The sequence below is a fragment of the Streptomyces spongiicola genome, assembly GCF_003122365.1.
Classification (GTDB): Bacteria; Actinomycetota; Actinomycetes; order Streptomycetales; family Streptomycetaceae; genus Streptomyces; species Streptomyces spongiicola.
Genome location: NZ_CP029254.1, coordinates 589,155 through 614,871, shown reverse-complemented (window position 1 = coordinate 614,871; position 25,717 = coordinate 589,155). Strand labels below are relative to the sequence as shown.

At 73.2% G+C, this 25,717-nt stretch carries 19 protein-coding genes; 10 read left to right on the top strand and 9 right to left on the bottom strand.

Annotation, left to right across the window (positions count from 1 at the left end; all coding sequences use genetic code 11):
• The gene (locus DDQ41_RS02585; protein ID WP_109293000.1) at positions 1–930 is read right to left on the bottom strand and encodes a branched-chain amino acid ABC transporter permease; all 930 of its coding nucleotides are present in this window, start codon (positions 928–930) and stop codon (positions 1–3) included.
• A 99-nt stretch (positions 931–1,029) separates the two neighbouring features.
• Positions 1,030–2,262, bottom strand: a complete 1,233-nt coding sequence (locus DDQ41_RS02580; protein ID WP_109292999.1) for a branched-chain amino acid ABC transporter substrate-binding protein — start codon at positions 2,260–2,262, stop codon at positions 1,030–1,032.
• 945 nt (positions 2,263–3,207) lie between these two features.
• Between DDQ41_RS02580 and DDQ41_RS02575 the strand changes: the two genes are divergently transcribed.
• Positions 3,208–5,220 carry a Xaa-Pro dipeptidyl-peptidase gene (locus DDQ41_RS02575; RefSeq protein ID WP_174720249.1) on the top strand — a complete coding sequence of 671 codons (2,013 nt, stop codon included), beginning with the start codon at positions 3,208–3,210 and terminating at the stop codon, positions 5,218–5,220.
• Between the two features lie 15 nt (positions 5,221–5,235).
• Here DDQ41_RS02575 and DDQ41_RS02570 read toward each other — a convergent pair whose 3' ends face one another.
• Positions 5,236–5,727, bottom strand: a complete 492-nt coding sequence (locus tag DDQ41_RS02570) for a PaaI family thioesterase (RefSeq protein ID WP_109292998.1) — start codon at positions 5,725–5,727, stop codon at positions 5,236–5,238.
• 63 nt (positions 5,728–5,790) lie between these two features.
• Entirely contained in the window at positions 5,791–8,070 is a 2,280-nt protein-coding gene (locus DDQ41_RS02565; RefSeq protein ID WP_109292997.1) for an FdhF/YdeP family oxidoreductase, read from the bottom strand.
• Between the two features lie 214 nt (positions 8,071–8,284).
• Here DDQ41_RS02565 and polA point away from each other — a divergent pair, with 214 nt between their 5' ends.
• Positions 8,285–10,942, top strand: coding sequence for a DNA polymerase I (gene polA, locus DDQ41_RS02560; RefSeq protein ID WP_109292996.1), 2,658 nt, complete (start codon positions 8,285–8,287; stop codon positions 10,940–10,942).
• Positions 10,943–11,463: 521 nt separating this feature from the next.
• Here the strand turns inward: polA and DDQ41_RS02555 are convergent.
• Entirely contained in the window at positions 11,464–12,312 is an 849-nt protein-coding gene (locus DDQ41_RS02555) for a DUF4184 family protein (RefSeq protein ID WP_109292995.1), read from the bottom strand.
• A 224-nt stretch (positions 12,313–12,536) separates the two neighbouring features.
• Here DDQ41_RS02555 and DDQ41_RS02550 point away from each other — a divergent pair, with 224 nt between their 5' ends.
• From DDQ41_RS02550 to DDQ41_RS02540, 3 genes are all read left to right on the top strand, one after another.
• Positions 12,537–14,414 (top strand): lytic transglycosylase domain-containing protein, encoded by a 1,878-nt coding sequence (locus DDQ41_RS02550; RefSeq protein ID WP_109292994.1) that lies wholly within the window; start codon positions 12,537–12,539, stop codon positions 14,412–14,414.
• Positions 14,415–14,573: 159 nt separating this feature from the next.
• Positions 14,574–14,714, top strand: coding sequence for an SPW_0924 family protein (locus tag DDQ41_RS02545; RefSeq protein ID WP_109292993.1), 141 nt, complete (start codon positions 14,574–14,576; stop codon positions 14,712–14,714).
• 22 nt (positions 14,715–14,736) lie between these two features.
• On the top strand, positions 14,737–15,783 hold the full coding sequence (locus DDQ41_RS02540; protein ID WP_162602608.1) for a DUF3068 domain-containing protein: 1,047 nt from the start codon (positions 14,737–14,739) through the stop codon (positions 15,781–15,783).
• Between the two features lie 37 nt (positions 15,784–15,820).
• Here DDQ41_RS02540 and hrpB read toward each other — a convergent pair whose 3' ends face one another.
• Positions 15,821–18,406: an ATP-dependent helicase HrpB gene (gene hrpB / locus DDQ41_RS02535; RefSeq protein ID WP_109292991.1), complete on the bottom strand. Its 2,586-nt coding sequence runs from the start codon at positions 18,404–18,406 to the stop codon at positions 15,821–15,823.
• A 1-nt stretch (position 18,407) separates the two neighbouring features.
• Entirely contained in the window at positions 18,408–19,238 is an 831-nt protein-coding gene (locus DDQ41_RS02530) for a class I SAM-dependent methyltransferase (protein ID WP_109292990.1), read from the bottom strand.
• 384 nt (positions 19,239–19,622) lie between these two features.
• On the opposite strand from DDQ41_RS02530, the gene rpsA reads away from it, so the two are divergent.
• From rpsA to DDQ41_RS02510, 4 genes are all read left to right on the top strand, one after another.
• Positions 19,623–21,116, top strand: coding sequence for a 30S ribosomal protein S1 (rpsA, locus tag DDQ41_RS02525; RefSeq protein ID WP_109292989.1), 1,494 nt, complete (start codon positions 19,623–19,625; stop codon positions 21,114–21,116).
• A 238-nt stretch (positions 21,117–21,354) separates the two neighbouring features.
• Positions 21,355–22,293 carry a PAC2 family protein gene (locus tag DDQ41_RS02520; RefSeq protein WP_109292988.1) on the top strand — a complete coding sequence of 313 codons (939 nt, stop codon included), beginning with the start codon at positions 21,355–21,357 and terminating at the stop codon, positions 22,291–22,293.
• Between the two features lie 173 nt (positions 22,294–22,466).
• Positions 22,467–23,066 (top strand): dephospho-CoA kinase, encoded by a 600-nt coding sequence (gene coaE / locus DDQ41_RS02515; protein WP_109292987.1) that lies wholly within the window; start codon positions 22,467–22,469, stop codon positions 23,064–23,066.
• 196 nt (positions 23,067–23,262) lie between these two features.
• Positions 23,263–23,625 (top strand): tetratricopeptide repeat protein, encoded by a 363-nt coding sequence (locus DDQ41_RS02510; RefSeq protein WP_109292986.1) that lies wholly within the window; start codon positions 23,263–23,265, stop codon positions 23,623–23,625.
• A gap of 3 nt (positions 23,626–23,628) precedes the next feature.
• Here the strand turns inward: DDQ41_RS02510 and DDQ41_RS02505 are convergent, their stop codons facing one another.
• Positions 23,629–23,904, bottom strand: a complete 276-nt coding sequence (locus DDQ41_RS02505; RefSeq protein ID WP_109292985.1) for a DUF6343 family protein — start codon at positions 23,902–23,904, stop codon at positions 23,629–23,631.
• A gap of 289 nt (positions 23,905–24,193) precedes the next feature.
• Positions 24,194–24,529, bottom strand: coding sequence for a hypothetical protein (locus tag DDQ41_RS02500; protein WP_109292984.1), 336 nt, complete (start codon positions 24,527–24,529; stop codon positions 24,194–24,196).
• Positions 24,530–24,719: 190 nt separating this feature from the next.
• On the opposite strand from DDQ41_RS02500, the gene DDQ41_RS02495 reads away from it, so the two are divergent.
• Positions 24,720–25,667, top strand: a complete 948-nt coding sequence (locus DDQ41_RS02495) for a slipin family protein (protein WP_109292983.1) — start codon at positions 24,720–24,722, stop codon at positions 25,665–25,667.
• The last annotated feature ends 50 nt before the right edge of the window (positions 25,668–25,717 follow it).

Here is a 25,717-nt window from a genome sequence, read left to right as displayed (position 1 = left end):
TCACGCCCTGTCCGCGACGCGCTCGCCCAGAAGACCCTGGGGCCGGAAGAGGAGCACGAGGATGAGGAGTACGAAGGCCCAGACGTCGGCCCAGGACTGGCCGCCGAGCTGCTGCATGCCGGGGATGTGGTTGATGTAGGCGGTGGCCATGGTCTCGGCGATGCCGAGCACCAGGCCGCCGATCATGGCGCCGTAGATGTTGCCGATGCCGCCGAGGACGGCGGCGGTGAAGGCCTTGAGTCCGAGGAGGAAGCCCATCTTGTAGTCGACGATGCCGTACTTGAGGCCGTAGGCGACGGCTCCGACCGCGGCGAACACGGCGCCGAGGGCGAAGGCGATCACGATGATGCGGTCGGTGTTGACGCCCATGAGCTTGGCGGTGTCGGGGTCCTGGGCGGTGGCCTGCATGCCGCGGCCGGTGCGGGTGCGGTTCACGAAGTAGGCCAGGACGGCCATGCAGACGGGGGCGGCGATCAGCAGGAAGACGTCGCCGGTCTGGATGGTGACGTTGCCGATGTGGAAGGGGCCGCCGGACAGCTGGGGGAAGGTACGCGCGGACTTGGCTTCCGGGTACCAGGCCCAGACGGCCTGCTGGAGGGCCAGGGAGAGCCCGATCGCGGTGATCAGGGGGGCCAGCCGGGGGCCGCCGCGGAGGGGCCGGTAGGCGAAGCGCTCGGCGCCGATGGCGACGGTGGTGGCGACGAGTACGGCGCCGATGATCATGAGTGGCAGGGCCACCCACATGGTGGTGCCACCGGGCAGGATCAGCCAGACGCTGAGGGCGCCGAAGCCCCCGGTCATGAAGATCTCGCCGTGGGCGAAGTTGATGAGCTGGACGATGCCGTAGACCATCGTGTAGCCAATGGCGACCAGCCCGTACATGGATCCTAGGAGCAGGCCGTTGACCAGCTGCTGCGGCAGTTCGTTCACCGCATTGTCCTCCGAGACTGTGGACGGGTGTGAGGCCGCGCGGGGCGCTGGGTGCAGCGCCCCGCGCGGCCAGGGGTGTGCGGAGTGGGATGTGCTGGGTCAGCCGGTGAACGTGCCGGACTCGACGGGCTTGTGCTTGCCGCCCTCGACCGTGTAGACGGTGAGCTGCTTGTTGGTCGTGTCGCCGAACTCGTCGAACGAGACCTTGCCGGTCACACCGTCGAAGGAGACGCTCTGCATGGCCTCGACGACCTTGGCGCGGGCGTCCTCCGGGAGCTTGCCGTCGTTGTCCTCGACGACCTTCTTGATCGCTTCGATGATCGCCCAGGTGGAGTCGTAGGCGTAGCCGCCGTAGGCCTCGTACGCCTCCTTGTAGTTGGCGTTCTTGTAGTTGGCCAGAAACTCCTTGGCGGAGTCGAGCTCCTCGATGGGCGCGCCGACGGAGGTGGCGATGTCGCCTGCGGAGCCGGCGCCCGCGAGCTTGATGTACTCGCCGCTGTAGAGGGCGTCGCCGCCCGCGATGACGACCTTGGCGCCCGCGTCCTTGATCTGCTTGCTGAGCGGGCCGCCGGCCGGGTACTCGCCGCCGTAGTAGACGACGTCCGCGCCGGAGTTCTTGACCTTGGTGGCGACGGCGCTGAAGTCCTTCGCCTCGGGGTTGACGTGGTCGGTGCCGACGACCTTGCCGCCGAGCTTCTCGAACTCGGCCTTGAAGGTCGCGGCGAGGCCCGCTCCGTAGGTCTTCTTGTCGTCGATGATGAAGGCCTTGGTCTTCTTGGCCTTGTTGACGATGTACTGCGCCGCGAACGGGCCCTGGATGGCGTCCGTGGTGGCGGTGCGGAAGTACGCCTTGTAGGGGCGGTTCTTGTCCCCGGTGTTCCAGTTCGGTCCCTGGGTCAGCGCCGGGTTGGTGTTGGCCGGGGAGACCTGGACGAGCTTGGCGTCGTCGAAGACCTTCTGCATCGACTCCGCGACGGAGGAGTTGAGCGGGCCGACCACGCCGAGGACGTCCTTGTCGGCGACGAGCTTGGTGGCGTTCTGCTGGCCCGACGACGGCTGGGCCTGGTCGTCGAGAGCCTCGATCTTGAAGGTGACGCCCTTGACGTGCTTCTTCTCGTTGGCCTGCTTGGCGGCGAGGTCCACGGAGTTCTTGATGCCGAGACCCAGCGCGGAGAGGTCGCCGGTCAGCGGCGCGTCGACACCGATGACCACGGTGGTGTCGCCACCGGCCGCCGAGTCTCCGCCCTTGTCGTCGCGCGAGCCACAGGCGGTGAGGGTGAGTGCCCCCGCGGCAAGAGCAGCGGTCATGGCTATGAGCGAACGTTGACGCACGAATCTGGTCCTTTCACCTGGCACGGCTGCTCCTCCATGGAGCGCCGAGTCGAGCGCTGGAGCCTTACTGGCAAGGAATCCGGTGGCGCGGTGACTGGCGGTGACTCTAAGGGCCTAAATGGAAACAAAGCACTGGTCTGACTGAGGCTGTGACGCTCTTGTTATCCCGAGTTGATTTGCGGCGTGGAGTGCATGACTGTCCGGCCTTTTGGTCATGACAGCGGTGGTGGTTGCTCCCCGTAGTCGTTCCCGGCCGGGCCGGGTCCGGTGTGCGGTGCCCCGGAGGGTGCGCTCCTGTCTCGTTTTGGATGCCCATTACGGAGCGCTACTTCGGGAATGGGAATCCGGCATTTCGTGACCCTCTTTTCACGGTCGTGCGAGGCGGCGATGAGCCGTGTGCGCACAACTCGCCTTTTCCGGCCGTAAACGGGATGGTCCGGCGATGCCGCCACTTCGTGCTCCGCACGGCCGGCGCGGGTCCGGTTGGCACGGCCCGACGGCCCGACGGCCCGACGGCCCGCCCCGCGGCGCCCCGTCCGGATTCCCGCGGCGCGGCCCCGCGGCCCGTGCGCCGCCGAAGGCCCGCCGGCCGGGCGCACACCGCCGTGTACGGAGTCCGCCGCGTGCGCACACCCCCGTGTACGGAGTCCGCCGAGTGCGCACACCGCCGCGGGTGTCCGGCCGCGGCACCCCGCCCCGGCCCGGGCGGGCCGCGGGTGGCGGTGCGTCGGCCCGGTCCGGCCGGCGCACCGCCACCCGAACGGGGCCGGCGCACCGCCACCCGAACGGCGGTACGGGGCGCCGCGAACCGGTCCGGGGGAGGCAACGGGTGCGGGCGGCAGGGGTGTTGAGTCTGGTGCCGCGGGTGCGCACAGGGTGGAATGTGTCCGTGCCATCGCGCGACCGTCCCCAGATCGTCAACGACCCCGTCCCTGGAGGGCACGAATGGCGAGATCCGACCGAACAGGCGGCTCCGGAACGGCGCGTGCGCGCACCGGACGGGCCCGCGCCAAGAGTCCCGGCACGGCGTACGGCTGGGGCACCGCCCTGCTGGCCGTGTCGCTGCTGTCGGCGTTGCCCGCACCGGTGGCGCGGGCGGACGACCCGGCGCCGGCGCTGAGCGTCGTGGACGACCGGACCCAGCCGGTCTTCTCCCGCGCCGACGCGGTGCACCAGCAGGTCGACGTCGAGACCGAGGCGGACAGCGACGGCGACGGCCGGCCGGACACCGTGCGGATGCGGATTCTGCGCCCCCGGGAGACCGACGCGGGGCTGAAGGTCGCCACCATCGTCGAGGCCAGCCCCTACTGGGCGGGGGGCAACGACGTCCGGTACCACGACGTGGACGTGGAGGTGGACGGGCTGCCGTCGGGGGTCCGGCCGCCGCGCGGCGATCGGGTCCCCGGTCTGGTGACCCCGTACGAGGGGCGGCCGGCCGCGCACCAGCGGCAGCCGGCCGCCGGGCAGGCGGCCGGCTCGGTGCCCTGGCCCGGCTACACGGACAACTACTTCCTCCCGCGCGGCTACGCGGTCGCCCAGGTCGACAGTCTCGGCACCGGCGGTTCGACGGGCTGCCCGACCTCCGGCGGCCGCAACGAGACCCTCGGCGCGAAGGCCGCGGTCGACTGGCTGAACGGCCGCGCCCGCGGCTGGGATCCGCAGGGCAGGCCGGTGGGCGCGGCCTGGTCGACGGGCGACACGGCGATGATGGGCATCTCGTACAACGGCACCCTGCCGACGGCCGTCGCCACGACGGGCGTCGAGGGGCTCAAGGCGATCGTGCCGATCTCCGGGATCTCGTCGTGGTACGACTACTACCGCGCGGGCGGCGGTGTGGTGGCGCCCGGCGGCTACCAGGGCGAGGACGCCGACGTCCTGGCCGAGTACGTGCACACCCGCGCCGACCGGGAGGTCTGCCGGCCCGTCATCGACCGGCTCACCCGCGAACAGGACCGGGTGACGGGCGACTTCACCCCCTTCTGGCAGGAGCGGGACTACCTCCGCGACGCCGGGCGGATCAAGGCGGGCGTGTTCCTGGTCCACGGCGGCAACGACTGGAACGTGCGGACGGGGCACTTCGGGCAGCTGTGGGAGGCGCTGAAGAAGCACGGCGTCCCGCGGAAGCTGTGGCTCCATCAGGCCGGCCACGTCAACCCGATGCCGCTGCGCATGGAGGAGTGGCTCGACCGGCTGCACCTCTGGTTCGACCACTGGCTGTACGGGCTGGACAACGGCGCGCTCGCCGAACCGCCCGTCGAGGTCGAGCAGTCGGACTTCAGCTGGCGGCGGCAGTCCGACTGGCCCGCCCGCGGCACCCGCGACGTCCGGCTGTGGCTGAACGAGGGCGGGCTCGGCCCGCTGCCCGGGAGGCCCGTGCGGCAGACGGCGACCGACCGGGGCCGCACCGTACCCGCCGAGGACCTCGTCGCGGACCCGGGCACCGCCCGGCCGGACCGGCTCGCGTACACCACCGGCCCGCTGCCGGCCGACCTCAGGGTCAACGGCGTGCCGGAGCTGTCGGTACGGGCCTCGCTCGACGGCTCGTCACCGTATGTGACCGCGCTGCTGGTCGACTACGGGACCGACACCCGGGCGACGGCCGGCACGGTCACGGACATCAGCCGGCAGGTCTGCTACGGCGAGGGCGTCCCCGGGGACACCGGATGCGCCTACCGCACCCGGCACCGCACCGAGACCGCCGACTTCAAGATCGTCTCGCGTGGCTGGCTGGACATCCGCAACCGGCACTCGGTGGAGCGGCAGAGCAGGGTCGTCGAGGGCCGCGAGTACCGGCTGGAGTGGGCGATGCAGCCCCAGGACCACGTCTTCGAGAAGGGCCACCGGCTGGGCGTGGTGCTGATCTCCACCGACCACGACCACACCCTGCGCCACCCGGCCGGGACGGAGCTGGCCGTCCGGGCCGGGGTCAGCAGCGTCACCCTGCCGGTCGCCGGGTAGCGCGGCGGCCGCGCGTCAGCCCGCCGTCCCCGGGACGTGGCCGGCGTCCTGGGGGCGGACGTCCCTGAGCAGGCAGGTCAGCCGGGCCGTGCAGACCCGCCGGTCCTGCTCGTCGGTGATCACGATCTCGTAGGTGGCGGTGGAGCGGCCCCGGTGCACGGGCGAGGCCACGCCCGTCACCTGTCCGGAGCGCACCCCCCGGTGGTGTGTGCAGTTGAGGTCCACACCGACGGCGATCCTCGAACTGCCGCCGTGCAGCATGGAGCCGACCGAGCCGAGCGTCTCGGCCAGCACCGCCGACGCCCCGCCGTGCAGCAGCCCGTACGGCTGGGTGTTGCCCTCGACCGGCATCGTGCCCACGACGCGCTCCGCCGAGGCCTCGACGATCCGCACGCCCATCCGGTTGCCGAGCGTCCCCGCCGAGAACAGCGCGGGCAGGTCGACGCCGAGTGCGGCGTACTCGTCGACGACCTCCTGCGGGAACTTCACCGTCGTCTGCTCACCCATGGGCCGGCTCCGATCGTCGTGCGTCTGCGGTGTGCGGGGGCACTCCGCCGCCTGAGCGGACGCTCAGTCGGTCGGTGATTGTTCCAGACGTACGATGACGGACTTGCTGGCGGGGGTGTTGCTGGTGTCCGCGGTGGCGTCCAGCGGCACCAGCACGTTGGTCTCCGGGTAGTACGCGGCGGCGCAGCCCCGCGCGGTCGGGTAGTGCACCACGCGGAAGCCGGGCGCCCGCCGCTCCACGCCGTCCGTCCACTCGCCGACGAGATCGGCGTACGCGCCGTCCGCGAGCCCCAGCGCCGCCGCGTCCTCCGGGTTGACCAGGACGACGCGGCGGCCGCCCCGGACGCCCCGGTAGCGGTCGTCGAGTCCGTAGACCGTGGTGTTGTACTGGTCGTGGGAGCGCAGCGTCTGCAGCAGCAGCCGGCCCTCGGGGACCTTCGGGTACTCCACCGGCGCCGCGGTGAAGTTCGCCCGGCCCGTCGCCGTGGGGAAGCGGCGCTCGTCGCGCGGGGCGTGCGGGAGGGTGAAACCGCCGGGGCGGGCGATTCTCGTGTTGAAGTCCTCGAACCCGGGCACGACCCGGGAGATCCGGTCCCGGATGGCGGCGTAGTCGCTCTCGAACTCCTCCCAGGGGGTCCTGGAGGTCGGGCCGAGCACCGCGCGGGCCAGCCGCGCCACGATCGCGGGCTCGGACAGCAGGTGCCCGCTCGCCGGCGGCAGGTTGCCGCGGGACGCGTGCACCATGCCCATGGAGTCCTCGACCGTCACGAACTGCCGGCCGCCCCGCTGCTCGTCCCGGTCGCTCCGGCCGAGCGTGGGCAGGATCAGCGCCCGCTTCCCGGTCACCGCGTGCGAGCGGTTGAGCTTCGTCGACACGTGCACCGTGAGCCGGGCCCGGCGCATCGCCGCCTCCGTGACCCCGGTGTCGGGCGTGGCGCTGACGAAGTTGCCGCCCATGGCGAAGAACACCTTCGCCTCGCCGTCCCGCAGCGCCCGGATGGCCCGCACGGTGTCGAGGCCGTGGTGCCGCGGCGGGGCGAAGCCGAACTCCTGCTCAAGGGCGTCCAGGAAGCCCTCCGAGGGGCGCTCGAAGATCCCCATCGTGCGGTCGCCCTGGACGTTGGAGTGGCCGCGCACCGGGCACACCCCGGCGCCGGGACGGCCGACGCAGCCGCGGAGCAGCAGCAGGTTGACGACCTCGCGGATGGTGGCGACGGCGTGCTTGTGCTGGGTCAGCCCCATCGCCCAGCAGACGATCGTCCGCTCGGAGGCGAGCACCATGCGCGCCGCGCGCTCGACGTCCGCGCGGTCCAGGCCGGTCGCGGCGAGCGTCTCGTCCCAGTCCGCGGCGCGCGCGGCGGCGGCGAACTCCTCGTAGCCGTGCGTGTACTGCCGTACGAACGCCTCGTCGACCCCGTCCGGCGCCTGGAGGACCAGCTTGCCGAGCAGCCGGAACAGGGCCTGGTCGCCGCCTATGCGGATCTGGAGGAAGAGGTCGGTGAGCGGGACGCCCTTGATCAGGCCCCGGGGGGTCTGCGGGTTCTTGAACCGCTCCAGTCCGGCCTCGGGCAGCGGGTTCACCGAAATGATCCTCGTTCCGGACCGCTTGGCCTCCTCCAGCGCGGACAGCATCCGCGGATGGTTGGTGCCCGGGTTCTGCCCGGCGATGATGATCAGGTCGGCCCGGTGCAGGTCCTCCAGCAGGACGCTGCCCTTGCCCTCGCCCAGCGTCTCGGTCAGCGCCGAGCCGGAGGACTCGTGGCACATGTTGGAGCAGTCCGGCAGGTTGTTGGTGCCGAACTCGCGGGCGAAGAGCTGCAGCAGGAAGGCGGCCTCGTTGCCGGTGCGGCCCGAGGTGTAGAAGACGGCCTCGTCGGGGGAGTCCAGCGCCCGCAGCTCCCCGGCGATGATCTCGAAGGCCCGCTCCCAGGTCACCGGCTCGTAGTGGTCCGCGCCCTCCGCGAGGTACACGGGCCGGGTGATCCGGCCCTGCTGGCCCAGCCAGTACCCGCTGCGGGAGGCCAGGTCGGACACCGGGTGCGCGGCGAAGAACTCCGGTGTGACCCGGCGCAGCGTCGCCTCCTCGGCCACCGCCTTCGCGCCGTTCTCGCAGAACTCCGCCACATGGCGGCGCTCGCCCTCGGGCCAGGCGCAGCCGGGGCAGTCGAAGCCGTCCTTCTGGTTGACCTTGAGCAGGGTGCGGGCGGTGCGCGCCACCCCCATCTGCTGCTGCGCGATCCTGAGTGTGTGCCCGATCGCGGGAAGGCCGGCCGCGCTGTGCCGGGGGGCGTCGACCCGGGGCGCGTCCTGCACCGGGTCGCCTTCGGGCGGCTTGGTGGCCATCGTGTTCTCCTTCGGGCGCGGACGGTCGGGGGAGGACGTGACGTGACCCTTCGATCCTGTCACGAGGCGCCGGTCCCGGGCGGGCGGCCGTCGGCCCGTGCCCGTCCGGGGGCGGGCACGGGCGGCACTGTCGGTGGGCCGTGGCAGGATCGGGGGCGTGGCTGAGACAGCGTCGAAGAAGACCCATGAGGAAACCCGTCCGCGCCTGCTCCTCATGGACGGGCACTCGCTGGCGTACCGGGCGTTCTTCGCCCTGCCCGCGGAGAACTTCACCACCGCGAGCGGCCAGACGACCAACGCGGTCTACGGCTTCGCGTCGATGCTGGCGAACACGCTCCGCGACGAGGCGCCCACGCACTTCGCCGTGGCCTTCGACGTCTCCCGGAAGACCTGGCGGTCCCGGGACTTCCCCGAGTACAAGGCCAACCGCTCCTCGACCCCGGACGAGTTCAAGGGCCAGGTCGAGCTGATCGGCGAGCTGCTCGACACGATGAACGCGGTGCGGTTCGCGGTGGACGGCTTCGAGGCCGACGACATCATCGCGACCCTGGCCACCCAGGCCGAGGCCGCGGGCTTCGAGGTGCTGATCGTCACCGGCGACCGGGACTCCTTCCAGCTGGTCTCCGACCACGTCACGGTGCTCTACCCGACCAAGGGCGTCAGCGAGCTGACCCGCTTCACCCCGGAGAAGGTCCAGGAGAAGTACGGGCTGACCCCCTCCCAGTACCCGGACTTCGCCGCCCTGCGCGGCGACCCGTCCGACAACCTCCCGGGCATCCCCGGCGTCGGCGAGAAGACCGCCACCAAGTGGATCAGCCAGTTCGGCTCGTTCGCGGAGCTGGTCGGGCGCGCCGACGAGGTCAAGGGCAAGGTCGGCCAGGCGCTCCGCGACCATCTGGAGGCCGTCAGGCTCAACCGTCACCTGACGGAACTGGTCCGTGACGTGGAGCTGCCGAAGTCCGTCGCCGACCTCGGGCGCGCGCCGTACGACCGGACCGCGCTGAAGGGCTTCCTGGAGGTCCTGGAGATCCGCAACCCGAGCCTGCGCGAGCGGCTGCTCGCCGTCGACCCGGGCGCCGCCGAGGACGACGTCCCGGCCCCGGCCGCCGGCGTGGAGCTGGACGGCAGTGTGCTCGGCCCCGGCGAGCTGGCGCCCTGGCTGGAGCGGCACGGCGGACAGCCCCTCGGTGTCGCCTCGGTCGCCGCCTGGGCGCTGGGCGTCGGCAGCGTCAGCGAGATCGCGCTCGCGGCCGCCGGGGGAGAGGCGGCCTGGTTCGACACGACCCGGCTCGACGAGGCCGACGAGCGGGCCCTCGCCGCCTGGCTCGCCGACCCGGACCGGCCGAAGGTCGTGCACAGCGCGAAGGAGGCGCTGAGGGTCCTCCCCGAGTACGGATGGGACCTGCGGGGCATCGCCATGGACACCGCCCTCGCCGCCTACCTGGTCAAGCCCGGCCGCCGGTCCTTCGCGCTGGACGCCCTCTCCGTGGAGTACCTGCATCGCGAGCTGGCCCCGGCCGCCGCCGACGGGCAGCTGGCCTTCGGCACCGAGGACGAGCAGGCCGAGGCCGACGCCCTGATGGCGCAGGCCCGTGCGGTCCTCGACCTGGGCGAGGCCTTCGGCGGGAAGCTCGAGGAGGTCGGCGCCGGCGAGCTGCTGCACGGCATGGAACTGCCCACGTCGCTGCTCCTGGCGAGGATGGAGCGGCACGGCATCCGCGCCGACCGGGCCCATCTGGAGGCCATGGAGCAGCAGTTCGCCGGGGCGGTGCAGCAGGCCGTCAAGGAGGCGCACGCCTCGGTGGGCCACGAGTTCAACCTCGGCTCGCCCAAGCAGCTCCAGGAGGTCTTCTTCGGGGAGCTGAACCTCCCCAAGACCAAGAAGACCAAGACCGGCTACACCACCGACGCCGACGCGCTGGCCTGGCTCTCCGGCCAGACCGACCACGAGCTGCCGGTCATCATGCTGCGCCACCGCGAGCAGGCCCGGCTGCGCTCCACCGTCGAGGGCCTGATCAAGACCATCGCCGCGGACGGCCGGATCCACACCACCTTCAGCCAGACGGTGGCCGCGACCGGACGGCTCTCCTCCACCGACCCGAACCTGCAGAACGTGCCGGTGCGCACGGACGAGGGCCGGGCGATCCGCCGCGGCTTCGTCGTCGGCGAGGGCTTCGAGTCGCTGATGACCGCCGACTACAGCCAGATCGAGCTGCGCGTCATGGCCCACCTCTCGGAGGACGAGGGCCTGATCGAGGCGTTCACCTCGGGCGAGGACCTGCACACGACGGTGGCCTCCCAGGTCTTCGGCGTGGACCGGTCCGAGGTCGACGCGGAGATGCGCCGCAAGACCAAGGCGATGTCGTACGGACTGGCCTACGGCCTCTCCGCGTTCGGCCTCAGCCAGCAGCTGAACATCGAGGCGGCCGAGGCACGGACCCTGATGGACACCTACTTCGAGCGGTTCGGCGGGGTCCGCGACTATCTGCGCCGTGTCGTGGACGAGGCGCGGGCCACGGGGTACACGGCGACGATGTCCGGCCGCCGGCGGTACCTCCCGGACCTCAACAGCGACAACCGCCAGCGCCGCGAGGCGGCCGAGCGCATGGCGCTGAACGCGCCGATCCAGGGCACGGCGGCGGACATCGTCAAGATGGCGATGCTGCGGGTCGACGAGGGGCTGCGGGCGGCGGGGCTCACCTCCCGGATGCTGCTCCAGGTCCACGACGAGATCGTCCTGGAGATCGCCCCGGGCGAGCGGGAGCGGGTCGAGGAACTCGTCCGCCGTGAGATGTCCGCGGCGGCGGAGCTGCGCGCACCGCTGGACGTCTCGGTCGGCGTCGGCCCGGACTGGGAGTCCGCCGCCCACTGACACCACCGGGGCGGGGCCGCGGGACACCACCGGGGCGGGCGCCGCGGACGGGCACGGGGCGCGCCGAGTGATCGTGCGGCGCCGCGCGGTGGGCCCGGCGTGCTGTGCGCCCGGGGTGCGGTGGACCCGGCGTGCGTGCGCGGCGTCGCCCCTTCGTCCGGCGACTGCGAACCGGGGCGTGAGCCGCCCGGCGTCGCGTCTTCCGGGCCGGCGTTCCCGCGCGGGCGCTGCGGGGGGCCGCTGCCGCCATGGGCGGCTGATCCCGCGCGGCCTTCGCCGGGCCGGCGTTTCCGTGCGGTGCCGCGTGCGTTGCGGGTGCCGTGGGTGACGCGGGTGCCGCGGGTGACGGCGGGTGCCTGACGCGGCGTCCGGTGCGGGCGTTCCGGCGCCGGCCGGGACCTCGGCCGGTCCGGCCCTCTCGCGGGGGCGTTGCGGGGCTGGGGCTCGTGCCCGATGCGGCGTCCGGTAGGCGTGAGCCCGCACCGGCCCGGACTCGACCGGCTCTCCGTTGGCCGGGGCCGTCAGGACACACCCGCCCGCTCCGGCGGGGGCGCCGTGTCCGGGCCCGTGCTCCGCCGCGACCGCACCCGGACCGCCGCGCCGTACAGCACCACGCCCACCGCGAGCCCGGCCCCCACCCCGAAGCACACGGTCGGAACGATGTCGAGGGGCGTGTCGATCCCGCCCCGGTAGTGGTAGAAGCGCACACAGCGATGCACCGTCGACGCCAGTACGCACAGCGTCAGCAGGACCACCGCGGCCCACCGCCCCCGCCGGCCGACCGACGGCACGGGCACCGGGCCGGCGCTCCCCGGAGCGTGCTGCCACGCGGACCGGGTGAACCAGCCCAGCGCCACCAGCGCCAGGATCGAACTCCCGTACTGCGTGTACGTGTAGAGGGGGATTCCGGCAACGGATTCCGCGAGCACCGGCAGCGCCCGCGTGCCCCAGCGGTCGAGGTGGGTGAACGCGTCCCAGACCACATGCGTCGCCGCACCGATCGCCGCCGAGACGCAGAACCACAGCGCCAGTGCCGCCCGGCTCCGGTCGTGCCGGGCGCCGCCCCGCGCGACGGCGTGGGCGCGTGCCTGAAGGCGCCGCGGGAGCAGGGCCAGCAGCGGTTCACGCACCATCAGCCAGAGCCCCACCAGCCCCGCCGCGACGGCGACGTCGACCGTCAGCACCCCCAGCGGGCCATGCGTCACTTCGCCGAACCGCATCGCACCGGGCAGCACACCGGCCGTGAAGTAGGTCGCGTCGGGTGCGAACGAGCCCGCGACGAGCGCCGAGGCCACCAGCGGCCCCCGCGCCGTGCCGTCCCTGCGGATGCAGGGCAGTACCGCCGCCGCGTGGCTGAGTGTGAAAGGCATGGTCGGCCGCCTCGTGAGACTGCTCGGGCAAATGCCAACCAGTATGCGGGAATCCGGCGGTGCGCCGGGCGATCCGGACGCCCGCATGCCGACTGTGGACGCGGGGTGAACACCCGGCGAGAGTGGCCGGGGCGCCTGTGTCGCGGTGCGGGGGGTTGCCGTAGTGTCGCACGGTACATCGCGCGCGAGCGCGAACAGCGGCCTACGGGGAGGGGACCAGGGGTATGGCAGCGCAATTCGGCCGCCGGCTGCGCAAGGGGGCCACCACCACGGCGGTGGCGGCGGTCGCCGTGGCCGCGCTCTCCGCGTCGCAGGCGCCGGGTGTCGTGCCGACCGCCACCGGCGGTGACGCCCGAGGTTCCGAAGCGACCCCGCCCGCGGGCTCCTCGGCGACCGGCGACTCCCCCTACCACACGGACCTGCCGCCGCTGAACAGCCCCAACAAGCCCGGTGCCTCGCCCCCGCTGCCCGTGACGGGCGAGGCGGAGGCCGGGATCCCGGCCACGGTGCTGGGCGCGTACAAGCAGGCCGAGCAGACCGTCGCCGCGAGCAATCCCGGCTGCCGCCTCCCCTGGCAACTGCTCGCCGCGATCGGCAAGGTCGAGTCCGGCCAGGCGCGCGGCGGGCGGGTCGACGCCGACGGCACGACGTTCTCCCCGATCCTCGGCCCGGTGCTGAACGGGGTGGGGTTCGCCGACATCCCCGACACCGACGGCGGCGCGTACGACGGCGACCGCACCCACGACCGCGCGGTCGGCCCGATGCAGTTCATCCCGTCGACCTGGGCCACCTGGGGCCAGGACGCCAACGGCGACGGCCGCAGGGACCCGAACAACATCCACGACGCGGCGCTCGCCGCCGCGAAGTACCTCTGTGCGGGCGGCCGCGACCTGTCCGTCAAGGAGGACCTCGACAGGGCGATCCTGAGCTACAACCGCTCCAGGGAGTACCTGCGGACGGTCCTGTCCTGGTTCGAGTACTACCAGCGGGGCACCCACGAGGTCCCCGACGGATCGGGTGTCCTGCCCGTCGAGAGCAGTGGCAGCGGCTCCACGACCACGCCCGTCACGCCGACCACGCCCGTCACTCCCACGAAGCCGACCGCACCGGCCGTGCCCGCCGCACCGGCCAAGCCGACCACACCGGGCACCGCTCCCGCGCCGTCGCCGTCCCCCTCGGCACCCGGCGGCCCGACCGGGAGCCCCAAGCCTCCCCCGGCGAAGCCGGGCCCCGGCACGCCGTCCCCGGGCCCGACCACCCCGACCACCCCGGCGAAGCCGTCCCACCCGTCCCCTCCGACGTCCGCGACGGTGTTCGGCATCGAGAACGCCGGCGGCGGACGTCCCACCGCCACCGCCGGCGAGGACTTCGCCGAGCTGCCGAAGGTCCGCGCGAAGAGCCGCTCCGGTCGGCCGGTCGTGGGCGCCGACCTGGTCTTCGAACTCGTCGGCGAGACCGACGCCCGCTTCTCCGGTGACCGCACGAGCGCGGTCGTGCGCACCGGTGAGGGCGGCCTGGCCGCCGCGCCCGCGCTGAAGGCCGGTGAGAAGACCGGTGACTTCACCATCCGGGTGACCGTCGCCGGCCGGGCCCTGCCCCGGCTCGACTACACCGCGACCGTCACCCCCCGCCAGGCGGACGCCCTCGCTCGGACCGGCGACGAGGAGCTGACGGCCTCGCCGTCCTCCGAGTTCGCCCACGCGGTCGAGGTCACCGCCACGTTCAAGGGCGCGACGGCCGCGGGTGTGGCCGTCACGGCCACGATGGCCGGCGCGGCCGACGACCCGGACGAGAACCCCGGGGGCCCGTACTTCAAGGACGCCGAGGGCGATCCGGTCCGCACGCTCACGGAGCTGAGGACCGACGCCGACGGCATGCTGGTGCTGCCGCGGATCTTCTCGGACGACCGGTCCGGCACGTTCCTGCTGCGCCTGACGACCGAGGGCGGCGCCGTGCTGACCCTCGAACTCCGGGTCGCCGTCCCGGACACCACGGATACCCCGGCCGCCCCGGACACCCCCGCCGCCCCGGACACCCCGGCAGCCTCGGACACCCCGGCAGCCTCGGACACCCCGGCAGCCTCGGAATCCCCCGCCGCCTGACCCGGCGGGCCGCAGACCGCGCCGCCCCTCCGCGTGTATCCCCGCGCAGGGGCGGCGCCGTGTGCGGTGCGACGTGTTCTCTTCTCGATGCCCCGTTGCTACGGTGCCCCCGCCCGCTGCCCTGACGCACCATCAGTCCGCGTACCCGGGAGGCCGACCATGCGCGCCCTCGTCGCCGTTGCCGCCGGGCTGGCCCCCGTGCTGCTCGTCGTGCTGCTCCTCGCCGTCCTCGACGCGCCGCCCGGGCAGACCTCGCCCAGACCCCTCCTCACCACGGTCCCCGGACCCTTGAAGTCTTGAAGTAGCGGGAGGGGCAGCCGCCGTGCGCCGCAGAGCAAGTCTCGTGCTCCTGTCGTTCGCCGTCTTCTTCGCTGCGCTGGCGCCGGTGCTGCGCTGGTACGCCTTCCCCCAACTGGCCAAGATCCCCCCGGGCCTGTACCAGGAGACGGTGCTGGAGGCGAGACCGGCGACCCTGCTGCGGTACGACACCATGCGGGCCGAGCGGGTGGAGAAGGTCACCATCGTGCAGACCCTCAGGGGCAACGTGGAGGAGTCGGAGCGGATCGGGCGCCGCACGGGCCGGGACGTGGTGGTCTGGGACTCGCTCTCCCACGTCCAAGGGCCGGACGGGAAGACCGTCTCCCAGATCCCCGAGCGGTACATCTTCGACGCCCACACCCAGGCACCCGTGCACGCCCCGGGGGAGATGGTCGACGGCGACCCCGTCCGGCGCGAGGGCATCGAGTTCAAGTGGCCCTTCCTCACCGAGAAGCGGGACTACGCGTACTTCGACGCCCAGACCAGGACCTCCGCCCCCATCCACTACAGGGGGACCCGGACCTTCCGCGGACTGGAGGTCTACTACTTCGAGCAGACGGTCCCGTGGACACGGGTGCCGTACCCGAAGAAGATGCCGATACCCGGCATCGACGCGGCGACGCTGGAGGAGCGGACCGGCACCACCCGCTGGTACACCACCACACGCATGTTCTGGGTCGAGCCGGTCACCGGGGCACCCGTCAACGGCGAGGAGATCCACACCGAGGAACTGCGCGGCGGTTCGCTGCTCGGCGGCCGCGACCGGGTGACCGCGTTCTCCGGGCACGTCCGGATGCGCGAGGACTACGTGGACCGCACGGTCGCCCAGGTGTCGTCCCAGCGCGGGCTCGTGCTGCTGCTGGTCTCCCGCCTGCCGTGGACCTTCCTGGGCCTCGGCGCGGGCCTCCTCGCGGTCTCCCTCCTCCTCGAAGCACGCTCACGCCGACCCGGCGGCGCCGGCCGCGGCGCGCCCGATCGCCACGGCGACGGCACGCCGGGTCGCGGCGAGGGCGGCGCGCCTGACCGCGAGCCCGGGCCGGCCGGGGCGTGAGGAGCACCGCCGCGGTTCCCGGTCCGCGGGGCGGGCGTCAGCGCTTCACACCCCGCGTGGGCTCCGCCGTCGCCGGGTCCTCCGGCCAGGGGTGCTTCGGGTAGCGCCCGCGCAGTTCGGCCCGCACCGCCCGGTAGCCGTCGCGCCAGAACGAGGCGAGGTCCGCGGTCACCGCCGCGGGACGCCCCGCGGGGGAGAGGAGATGGACGAGCACGGGCACCCCCGCCAGGCGCGGTGTCTGAAGGAGCCCGAACAACTCCTGGACCTTCACGGCCAGCACGGGCTGCTCGCCCGTGTAGTCCACCCGGATCCGCGACCCGCTGGGCACCTCGATCCGCTCCGGGGCCAGTTCGTCGAGGCGGGCCGCCTCGCCTGTGGCCCAGGGCAGCAGCCGTCGCAGGCACGGCCCGGCGTCGATCCCCGCCAGATCGGCCCGGCGGCGGGCCCGGGAAAGCTCCGGTTCCAGCCACTCACCGGCGCGGTCCAGCAGGGCCGCGGCCGACATGTCCGGCCAGGGGGCGCCCCGTACCCGGTGCAGAAAACCGAGCCGCTGCCGCAGCGCCACGGCGTCCCGCGACCACCCCAGCAGCCCCGGGCCCTCGCGCCGGAGTCCCTCCAGCAGCGCGTCCCGGACCAGCCCGGCCGCCGGCTCCGGCAGCGGGCGTACGGACAGCTCCACCGCGCCCAGCCGCTCCACCCGGCGGGCGGCGACGTCGCCGCCCGCCCAGCGCACCTCCTCGCCGAGGGAGCGCAGATGCTCAGCGGCGGCGCGTGCCGTCCCCTCGTCCACGGCGGCGGCGAGCCGCACCCGCGCGGACGCGGCCTGCGCCGCCCGGTCGGCCACCGCCACCGCCAGCCAGGTGGAGCCTCGCAGCGGTGAGCCCTCGCCGAGCTCCGCGCCGGTCCCGGAGACCATCAGGTACGAGGTGCCGCTCCTCACCCGCGCGATGCGCTCGGGGAAGGCGAGCGCGGTCACGAACCCGGCGACCGTGTCGTCGGAGGCGGAGGCGGAGGCGGAGGCGGAGGCGGAAGCGGAAGCATGGCCGGGGCCGGGGGCGGCCAGGTCGTCCCCGGCGTCGGCCGGGGCGGCGGTGCCGGCCGGGGTGTCCCCCGCCCCGCCGAGCGAGCGGGTCAGCCGGTCCGCCTCCGCGCGCCAGCGGGCGGCGTAGCCGTCGCGGCCGCTACGGGCCGTGCGCCAGGCGGCCGCCAGGTCGTCCCCGTACTCCCGCGGGGGTTCCTCGCTCAGCAGCGCGACGACCTCGGCGGCGCGCCGCGGACCCACCTCCGGCGCGCCGTCGACCAGGGCTCGCGCGAGCCGCGGGTGGAGTCCGAGCCGGGCCATCCGCCGCCCCCGGCCGGTCGCCCGCCCCGACGGGCCGACCGCGCCCACGGCCGCGAGGACCGAGCGGGCCGCCGCCATCGCGCCCGGGGGCGGCGGATCCGGCAGGGCGAGGCCGGCCGCGTCCGGATCGCCCCAGCACGCCGCCTGCAGGGCGAACGCCGTCAGGTCCGCCACCCGGATCTCCGGCGCGGGGAATCGCGGCAGCCGGGCGTGCTCCGCCTCGGCCCAGCAGCGGTAGACCGTGCCGGGAGCCTCGCGCCCCGCCCGGCCCGCCCGCTGCCGGGCCGCGGCCCGGGAGGCCCGTACCGTCGTGAGCGAGCCGAGGCCCCGGGCGTGGTCGGTGCGCGGCTCCCGGGCGAGTCCGGCGTCCACGACGACCCGCACGCCCGGCACGGTCAGCGACGACTCCGCGACCGAGGTCGCCAGCACCACCCTGCGGTGCCGTCCGGGGGAGAGCGCCGCGTCCTGCACGGCCGCCGGTGCCCGCCCGTGCACCTGGAGCACCTCCGCCCCGGTGTCCCCGAGCAGCCGGGCGACCCGCGCGATCTCGGCCACCCCCGGCAGGAAGCAGAGCACGTCCCCGGTCCGCTCGGCCAGCGCCCCGCGGACCACCGACGCCACATGTGCGAGCAGCGCCGGGTCGACCCGGGTGCCGTGCGGCGGGCGCACCGGGCGGGCGGGTGGCGCCCACACCACCTCGACCGGGTGGGCGGTGCCCTCGGCCCGGACGACCGGAGCGTCGCCGAGGAGCCGGGCCCAGCCCTCCGCGTCCGTCGTGGCCGACGCCGCCACCAGCCGCAGTTCGGGCCGCAGGGTCTCGCGCACGTCGAGCAGGAACGCCGCCGCGGTGTCCGCGTCCAGGTGCCGCTCGTGGCACTCGTCGAGGATCACGGTGCCGACCCCGGGGAGTTCCTGGTCGCGCTGGAGGCGCTGGAGCAGCACGCCCGTGGTGACGACCTCGACGGCGGTGTCCGGTCCGACGACCCGCTCTCCGCGCACCGTGAAGCCGACCCGGCCGCCCGCCTTCTCGCCGAGCAGCCACGCCATCCGCCGTGCCGCCGCCCGCGCCGCGATCCGCCGCGGCTCGGCGACCACCACCCGGCCCCGGGCGCCGGCGCCGGCGTCGTCCGTCAGTCCGGCGAGCGCGATCGGCACGAGTGTCGTCTTGCCCGTGCCGGGCGGCGCGCACAGCACGGCGGCGCCGCGGGTGTCCAGGGCCCGTCGCAGCGCGGGGAGGGCCGTGCCTACGGGAAGCAGGCCGAGGGCCTCCTCGCGGACCACGTCAGGTCGCCCCGTCCAGGGGGCCGGTCCCGCTCCGCTCGCAGACGAAGATCGCCGTCCCCGGGATCAGGTTCCCGCGCAGCGGGGACCAGCCGCCCCACTCCTGGCTGTTCCAGGCCGGCCACTCCGGCTCCACCAGGTCGGCCAGCCGGAAGCCGGACGCCACCACGTCGCGGACGCGGTCCCCGATCGTCCGGTGGTGCTCGACGTAGACGGCCCGGCCGTCCTCGTCCTGCTCCACGTACGGGATGCGGTCGAAGTACGAGGCGGAGACTCCGAGCCCCTCGGGGCCCGGTTCGTCGGGGAACGCCCAGCGGAAGGGGTGCGTGACCGAGAAGACCCACCGCCCGCCGGGCCGCAGGACCCGCCGCACCTCCCGGAACACGCGCACCGGGTCGGCCACGAACGGCACGGCCCCGAACGCGGAGCACGCCAGGTCGAAGGAGCCGTCGGCGAAGGGCAGCGCGCGGGCGTCCGCCTCGACCAGGGGGAAGCCGGCGCCGATCCGCAGGGCGTGCTGGAGCTGGCGGTGCGAGAGGTCCAGGGCCACCGGACGCGCGCCCTGGGCCAGCAGCCAGCGGGAGCACTGGGCCGCTCCGGCGCCGACCTCCAGTACGTCGGCGCCCCGCAGGGACTCCGCCGGACCGAGCAGCCGGGCCTCGGCCTCGTCCAGGCCCTCGGGGCACCAGACGAACCGGTCGTCCCCGAGGAAGGAGCCGTGCTCGCTCTGGTACTCGTCGGCGTTGCGGTCCCACCAGCCGCGGCTGGCGCGGCTGCTCTCCGCACCGCCGGTGGGGCGCCGGGTCGCCTGCGGTTCGTGCTCTTGGATCATCTCGCCCGTCGTTGTACGTTGCCGGTGCCTCGCCCGGAAGTGCCGCGAGGGCCCCCTGGGGCCGTGTCGCGGGGAGCGAGGCGCGGCCGTCATGGCCTCGGCGAACCCTGGTTGTGCCGGGTATGCGGAGTTCCGCCCCGGGTGGGGGCCTTCGCGCATTGACCGTGCCCTGCCGCCCCCGTATGCTAAAGGTTGCGCTGCGGGCTTGCGCGCCTCAGACGGAGCAGGCCGCGCTCGCATCTGCTGTATGTCCCCTCGGTTGTCGAGGCGCCATTCCTGCTGGGGTTGGCGCTTCCTTGGCTGTCCGGCTTCTGCAGCTGCGATACGGGCTCACGGCGTAGCAGTACCTACGACTTCAATGTCCGTACCGGAGCCCTTTCCCACATGACGAGCAGCACCGAGACCACCGCCACCACCCCGCAGGTTGCGGTCAACGACATCGGTAACGAGGAAGCCTTCCTCGCCGCGATCGACGAGACGATCAAGTACTTCAACGACGGCGACATCGTCGACGGCGTCATCGTGAAGGTCGACCGGGACGAGGTCCTGCTCGACATCGGTTACAAGACCGAAGGTGTCATCCCGAGCCGCGAGCTCTCGATCAAGCACGACGTCGACCCCAACGAGGTCGTCGCCGTCGGTGACGAGATCGAGGCCCTCGTCCTCCAGAAGGAGGACAAGGAAGGCCGCCTGATCCTCTCGAAGAAGCGCGCCCAGTACGAGCGTGCCTGGGGCACCATCGAGAAGATCAAGGAAGAGGACGGCATCGTCACCGGTACCGTCATCGAGGTCGTCAAGGGTGGTCTCATCCTCGACATCGGCCTCCGCGGCTTCCTCCCGGCCTCCCTGGTCGAGATGCGCCGTGTCCGCGACCTCCAGCCGTACGTCGGCAAGGAGCTCGAGGCGAAGATCATCGAGCTGGACAAGAACCGCAACAACGTGGTCCTGTCCCGCCGCGCCTGGCTGGAGCAGACCCAGTCCGAGGTCCGCCAGACGTTCCTCACCACCCTGCAGAAGGGCCAGGTCCGGTCCGGCGTCGTCTCCTCGATCGTCAACTTCGGTGCCTTCGTGGACCTGGGCGGCGTCGACGGCCTGGTGCACGTCTCCGAGCTGTCCTGGAAGCACATCGACCACCCGTCCGAGGTCGTCGAGGTCGGCCAGGAAGTCACCGTCGAGGTCCTCGACGTCGACATGGACCGCGAGCGTGTCTCCCTGTCGCTGAAGGCGACGCAGGAAGACCCGTGGCAGCAGTTCGCCCGCACCCACCAGATCGGCCAGGTCGTCCCGGGCAAGGTCACCAAGCTGGTGCCGTTCGGCGCGTTCGTCCGCGTGGACGAGGGCATCGAGGGTCTGGTCCACATCTCCGAGCTGGCCGAGCGCCACGTGGAGATCCCGGAGCAGGTCGTCCAGGTCAACGACGAGATCTTCGTCAAGGTCATCGACATCGACCTCGAGCGTCGCCGGATCTCGCTGTCCCTCAAGCAGGCCAACGAGTCCTTCGGCGCCGACCCGGCCGCGGTCGAGTTCGACCCGACCCTCTACGGCATGGCCGCGTCCTACGACGACCAGGGCAACTACATCTACCCCGAGGGCTTCGACCCCGAGACCAACGACTGGCTCGAGGGCTACGAGAAGCAGCGCGAGGAGTGGGAGGGCCAGTACGCCGAGGCGCAGCAGCGCTTCGAGCAGCACCAGGCGCAGGTCATCAAGTCCCGCGAGGCCGACGAGCAGGCCGCTGCCGAGGGCGGGCAGGCCGCTCCGGCCGCCGCGCCGCAGGGCGGTTCGTACTCCTCGGAGTCGGACGACAACTCCGGCGCCCTGGCGTCGGACGAGGCCCTCGCCGCGCTCCGCGAGAAGCTGGCGGGCGGCCAGAGCTGAGGCTCCCGCCGGCCACCGGGCAACCGGTGCGGAGGCCCGCCCCCTTCACGGGGGGCGGGCCTCCGCCCTTTTCCGAACGCGCCCCGACCGAACACGCCCCGAGCGAACGCGCCCCCGACCCCGAGCGAACGCGCCGATGCCCCGCCCGACCGGCTCCGCGGTGCGACCCGGGCACCGCCGGGAATGATCGCAGCGGGTGCGGGGTTGATACCTCAGACACGGAGAAGGGGCGGTAACGGTGCGAGATCCGCAGAGTCTGTACGAGTGGGAGCCGAAGGGCCTGGCGGTCGTCGACGTGGCGCTGGCACAGGAGTCGGCCGGGCTCGCCATGCTGTACCACTTCGACGGGTACATCGACGCGGGCGAGACGGGCGAGCAGCTCGTCACCGCCCTGCTCGGATCCCTGCCCCACCAGGTGGTCGCCCGCTTCGACCACGACCGGCTCGTCGACTACCGGGCCCGCCGCCCGCTGCTCACCTTCCGGCGGGACCGCTGGACCGCCTTCGAGACCCCCTCGCTGGAAGTCCGGCTGGTCCAGGACGCCACCGGCGCACCGTTCCTGCTGCTGTCCGGTCCCGAGCCGGACGTCGAGTGGGAGCTGTTCGCCGCGGCCGTACGGCAGATCGTCGAGCGGCTCGGTGTGCGCCTGTCCGTGAACTTCCACGGCATCCCCATGGGCGTGCCGCACACCCGTCCCGTGGGCATCACCCCGCACGGCACCCGGACGGACCTGATGCCCGGTCACCGCAGTCCCTTCGACGAGGCCCAGGTACCGGGCAGCGCGGAGTCCCTGGTCGAGTACCGCCTGGCGCAGTGGGGTCATGACGTGCTCGGCGTCGCCGCCCATGTGCCGCACTATGTCGCCCGCTCCGCGTACCCGGACGCCGCGCTGACCGCCCTCGAAGCGGTCACCGCAGCGACCGGGCTGGTGCTCCCCGGTATCGCGCACACCCTGCGCGCCCGTGCCCAGCGCACCCAGACCGAGATCGAACGCCAGATCGGCGAGGGTGACGAGGAGCTGACGGCGCTGGTGAGAGGGCTGGAGCACCAGTACGACGCCATCGCCGGTGCCGACACCCGGGGCAGTCTGGTCGCCGAGCCGGTGGATCTCCCGTCGGCCGACGAGATCGGCAGGCAGTTCGAGCGGTTCCTGGCCGAACGCGAGGGCGACTCGTAGGCCCGCGGGCCGGGCCCTGCCCACCGCCGCCCGCACCGCCCTCGTCAGGGCGACTCGTATGCCCTCGGGTCGCGGCCTTCGGGTCGGGGTCTTCGGGTCGGGGTCTTCGGGTCGGGGTCTTCGGATCGGGCCCGGCGGACCGTCGCCCCCGGTGCGCGCCTATGCTTCCGCCCATGCTGAAGGTGGGCCTGACCGGCGGTATCGGCGCCGGCAAGAGCGAAGTGTCACGGCTTCTCGTGTCGTACGGCGCGGTGCTGATCGACGCGGACAGGATCGCCCGAGAGGTCGTCGAGCCCGGCACACCGGGCCTGGCCGCCGTCGTCGAGGAGTTCGGACCCGATGTCCTCACACCGGAGGGCACCCTCGACCGGCCCCGGCTCGGCACGATCGTCTTCTCCGACGCGGAACGGCTGGCCCGGCTCAACGCCATCGTGCATCCGCTGGTCGGGGCGCGGTCGGCCGAACTGGAGGCCGCGGCAGGCCCGGACGCGGTGGTCGTCCACGACGTGCCGCTGCTCGCGGAGAACGGCCTCGCCCCCCTGTACGACCTGGTCGTCGTCGTGGACGCGGCCCCCGAGACCCGGCTGGACCGGCTCGTACGGCTGCGCGGCATGACCGAGTCGGAAGCGCGTGCCCGGATGGCCGCGCAGGCGGAACCCGAGCAGCGCAGGGCCGTCGCCGATCTGGTCATCGACAACGACGGGCCGCTGGAGGCACTGGAGCCCCGGGTCCGCGAGGTCTGGGCCGAGCTGAGGGGGCGCGCGGGGGCCTAGCCAGGGGCGTGCGAGAGTCCCTCCCGGCTCGCGAGGCCGGGCACGCGCGGGTGGCGGAGGCGCGCAGACCGCGGGGACGGCACGCCGCGCGCCGGGTCCGTCGCGCGCGCACGGGGAAGCCCGCGACCGGGGATGCCGAACGGGGGACATCGAAGGCGGAACATTGAACAGGGCAGGGGCGGGGAAGGATGCGAGCGTGCCCGAGACCAACCCGGAAACCCACGTCATCGGCTTCCGCGCGGCCGAGCGACTGCTCGCCTCGCGGGATCCGCGCGGGGCGATCAAGCTCCTGGACTCGGTCATCGCCGCCCACCCGGAGAGCGGGGCGGCCCGGCTGATGCGGGCGCGCGCCTACTTCGCGTCCGCGCAACTCCGTGCGGCGGAGCGCGAGTTCCAGCACATAGTCGACCACGAACCCGACAACGCCTTCGCTCATTTCGCGCTGGCCCGCACCTTCCAGCGCTCCGGCCGCCCGGACCGGGCACAGCGGCACTTCCGGCTCGCCGCCGCGCTCGATCCCAGGCCGGAGTACCTGGAAGCCGCGCGCTTCGACTCCTGAGCCCTAACGGCGCCGCCGGTCGTTCCCGCGGTCCGGCTCGTAGGGCGGGACGCCGTGACCGGGCTGGAAGTGCGGTCCCTGGTGGAGCCGGTGCACCACGATCATCAGGTCGGTCATGACGACCAGGCTCAGCACCGCGCAGGTGATCGCCCACCCGGGGCGTTCCGCCAGCGCGAAGACGGCCGTCCCGGAGACCGCCCACAGCAGCCCCCAGACGCCAAGCCAGAACCGCATCCGCAGCGGACTGCGGGCCGTGGCCGGTTCGTTTCCCGTACGCATGGGCCTCGTCCCTTCCCCTCCAGCATCCACCCGGACCGCGGGGACCGGTAGGGCGCGTGCGGAGGGGCGGCCCCGGGGCGGCTCCGGGGCGGCTCCGGAGAAGGCCCGGGGGGCCGGGCTGAGGCGGGGAAGGATGCGGGGGTGCGGTGCCGGGCCGGAGTGGGAGGCCTGAGCGGGAGGCCCGAGCAGGAGGCCCGAGCGGGAAGGACGGCGGGGCGAGGCGGCGAACCCGGGCGGGGGATGGACGGCGGGGCCGGGGCCGGGCGCCGGGAGGAACCGGCGCGGTGGCTCAGTGGACCCAGCGGTAACTGAGCCAGGGCTGGGTGCCGGGAGCGATGTTGTCGAACAGCGTCGTCGCGATGTAGGTCGTGTCGCCGCCGGTGCAGTCCGGTGTCCGGTAGGCGATGAGGTCGATCAGCGTCGCGTTCTCGATGCGCACCGCACCGGCCGGCAGCAGTCTGTGGCAGCCGGTCACCACCGGGTTGGACACCGTGACGGCGCGGAAGGCGCCGGCCTCGTAGTTGACGGTGCCCACGGCGGTCCGGCCCAGGCCGGAGCAGCCGGTGAGGGCGGCGGTCAGAAGCACTGCCCCGGCGGCGATGCCGAGGCGCCGGTGATCGGCCATGACTGGTCCCCGTCTGTGGTGCGGACTCCTGTTCAGACCCTGCCGGAACTCCTCGGGGGTCCGCACGCCGGATGCGCCCGCTCAGGGGACGGCCCGCCCCCGCACGGCGCTCGACCGCCGCACCGGACAGGAATACCGTTGAAGCACAGACCGAGACTCCCGGACGTGTGAAACGGCAGGGGGTGCCGTGATGGATGTGGATCTCGTGGCGCTCGGTGTCGCGGCAGGGGCCGCGTGCCTCGCCTATGCCATGGCCGCGGCCAAGGTCGTCAAGCAGTACGAGCGGGGTGTGGTCTTCCGCCTCGGCCGACTGCGCGACCGGGTCCGCGAGCCCGGGTTCACCATGATCGTTCCGGTCGTGGACCGGCTGCACAAGGTCAATCTCCAGATCGTGACGATGCCCGTGCCCGCCCAGGAGGGAATCACCAGGGACAACGTCACCGTCAGGGTGGACGCCGTCGTCTACTTCAAGGTGGTCGACGCGGCCGACGCCATCGTGAGGGTCGAGGACTACCGCTTCGCCGTCTCCCAGATGGCCCAGACATCGCTGCGCTCGATCATCGGCAAGAGCGAGCTGGACGACCTCCTGTCCAACCGCGAGAAGCTCAACCAGGGCCTCGAACTCATGATCGACAGCCCGGCCCTCGGCTGGGGCGTGAGCGTCGACCGGGTGGAGATCAAGGACGTCTCGCTGCCGGAGACGATGAAGCGCTCCATGGCACGCCAGGCGGAGGCCGACCGGGAGCGCCGGGCACGCGTGATCAACGCGGACGCGGAACTCCAGGCGTCGAAGAAGCTGGCCGAGGCGGCGCGCCAGATGTCGGAGACCCCGGCGGCGCTGCAACTGCGCCTGCTGCAGACCGTCATGGCGGTCGCCGCCGAGAAGAACTCCACCCTGGTCCTGCCGATCCCGGTGGAGCTCCTGCGCTTCCTCGAACGCGGTTCGGACCCCACCCGGGAAGAGGAGTTCCACCATGAGCCGCATTCGGTGAAGCCGCCGCTGAACACGCCGGTGACCAACGCCACGGCCGTGCCCGCCATGCCGGACCTCCCGATGCCGGTGGTACCGGAGAGCCCCGCGGCCCTGAGCGACCCGGCGCACGGCGGCCATGAGTCGCTGGACGACGGGAGGGTGTGAGACTCCGGCGGTTCGCATAGCGCTTCCGACCGGACGCTCCCCGTGTCGTG

Bases quoted from the DNA above. Each gene is read 5' to 3' on its own strand.
- rpsA (WP_109292989.1), top strand. From the start codon at position 19,623: ATGACGAGCAGCACCGAGACCACCGCCACCACCCCGCAGGTTGCGGTC.
- DDQ41_RS02545 (WP_109292993.1), top strand. From the start codon at position 14,574: ATGCGCGCCCTCGTCGCCGTTGCCGCCGGGCTGGCCCCCGTGCTGCTC.
- DDQ41_RS02555 (WP_109292995.1), bottom strand. From the start codon at position 12,312: ATGCCTTTCACACTCAGCCACGCGGCGGCGGTACTGCCCTGCATCCGC.
- DDQ41_RS02530 (WP_109292990.1), bottom strand. From the start codon at position 19,238: ATGATCCAAGAGCACGAACCGCAGGCGACCCGGCGCCCCACCGGCGGT.
- DDQ41_RS02505 (WP_109292985.1), bottom strand. From the start codon at position 23,904: ATGCGTACGGGAAACGAACCGGCCACGGCCCGCAGTCCGCTGCGGATG.
- DDQ41_RS02565 (WP_109292997.1), bottom strand. From the start codon at position 8,070: ATGGCCACCAAGCCGCCCGAAGGCGACCCGGTGCAGGACGCGCCCCGG.
- DDQ41_RS02550 (WP_109292994.1), top strand. From the start codon at position 12,537: ATGGCAGCGCAATTCGGCCGCCGGCTGCGCAAGGGGGCCACCACCACG.
- DDQ41_RS02575 (WP_174720249.1), top strand. From the start codon at position 3,208: ATGGCGAGATCCGACCGAACAGGCGGCTCCGGAACGGCGCGTGCGCGC.
- DDQ41_RS02495 (WP_109292983.1), top strand. From the start codon at position 24,720: ATGGATGTGGATCTCGTGGCGCTCGGTGTCGCGGCAGGGGCCGCGTGC.
- DDQ41_RS02570 (WP_109292998.1), bottom strand. From the start codon at position 5,727: ATGGGTGAGCAGACGACGGTGAAGTTCCCGCAGGAGGTCGTCGACGAG.
- polA (WP_109292996.1), top strand. From the start codon at position 8,285: ATGGACGGGCACTCGCTGGCGTACCGGGCGTTCTTCGCCCTGCCCGCG.
- coaE (WP_109292987.1), top strand. From the start codon at position 22,467: ATGCTGAAGGTGGGCCTGACCGGCGGTATCGGCGCCGGCAAGAGCGAA.
- DDQ41_RS02500 (WP_109292984.1), bottom strand. From the start codon at position 24,529: ATGGCCGATCACCGGCGCCTCGGCATCGCCGCCGGGGCAGTGCTTCTG.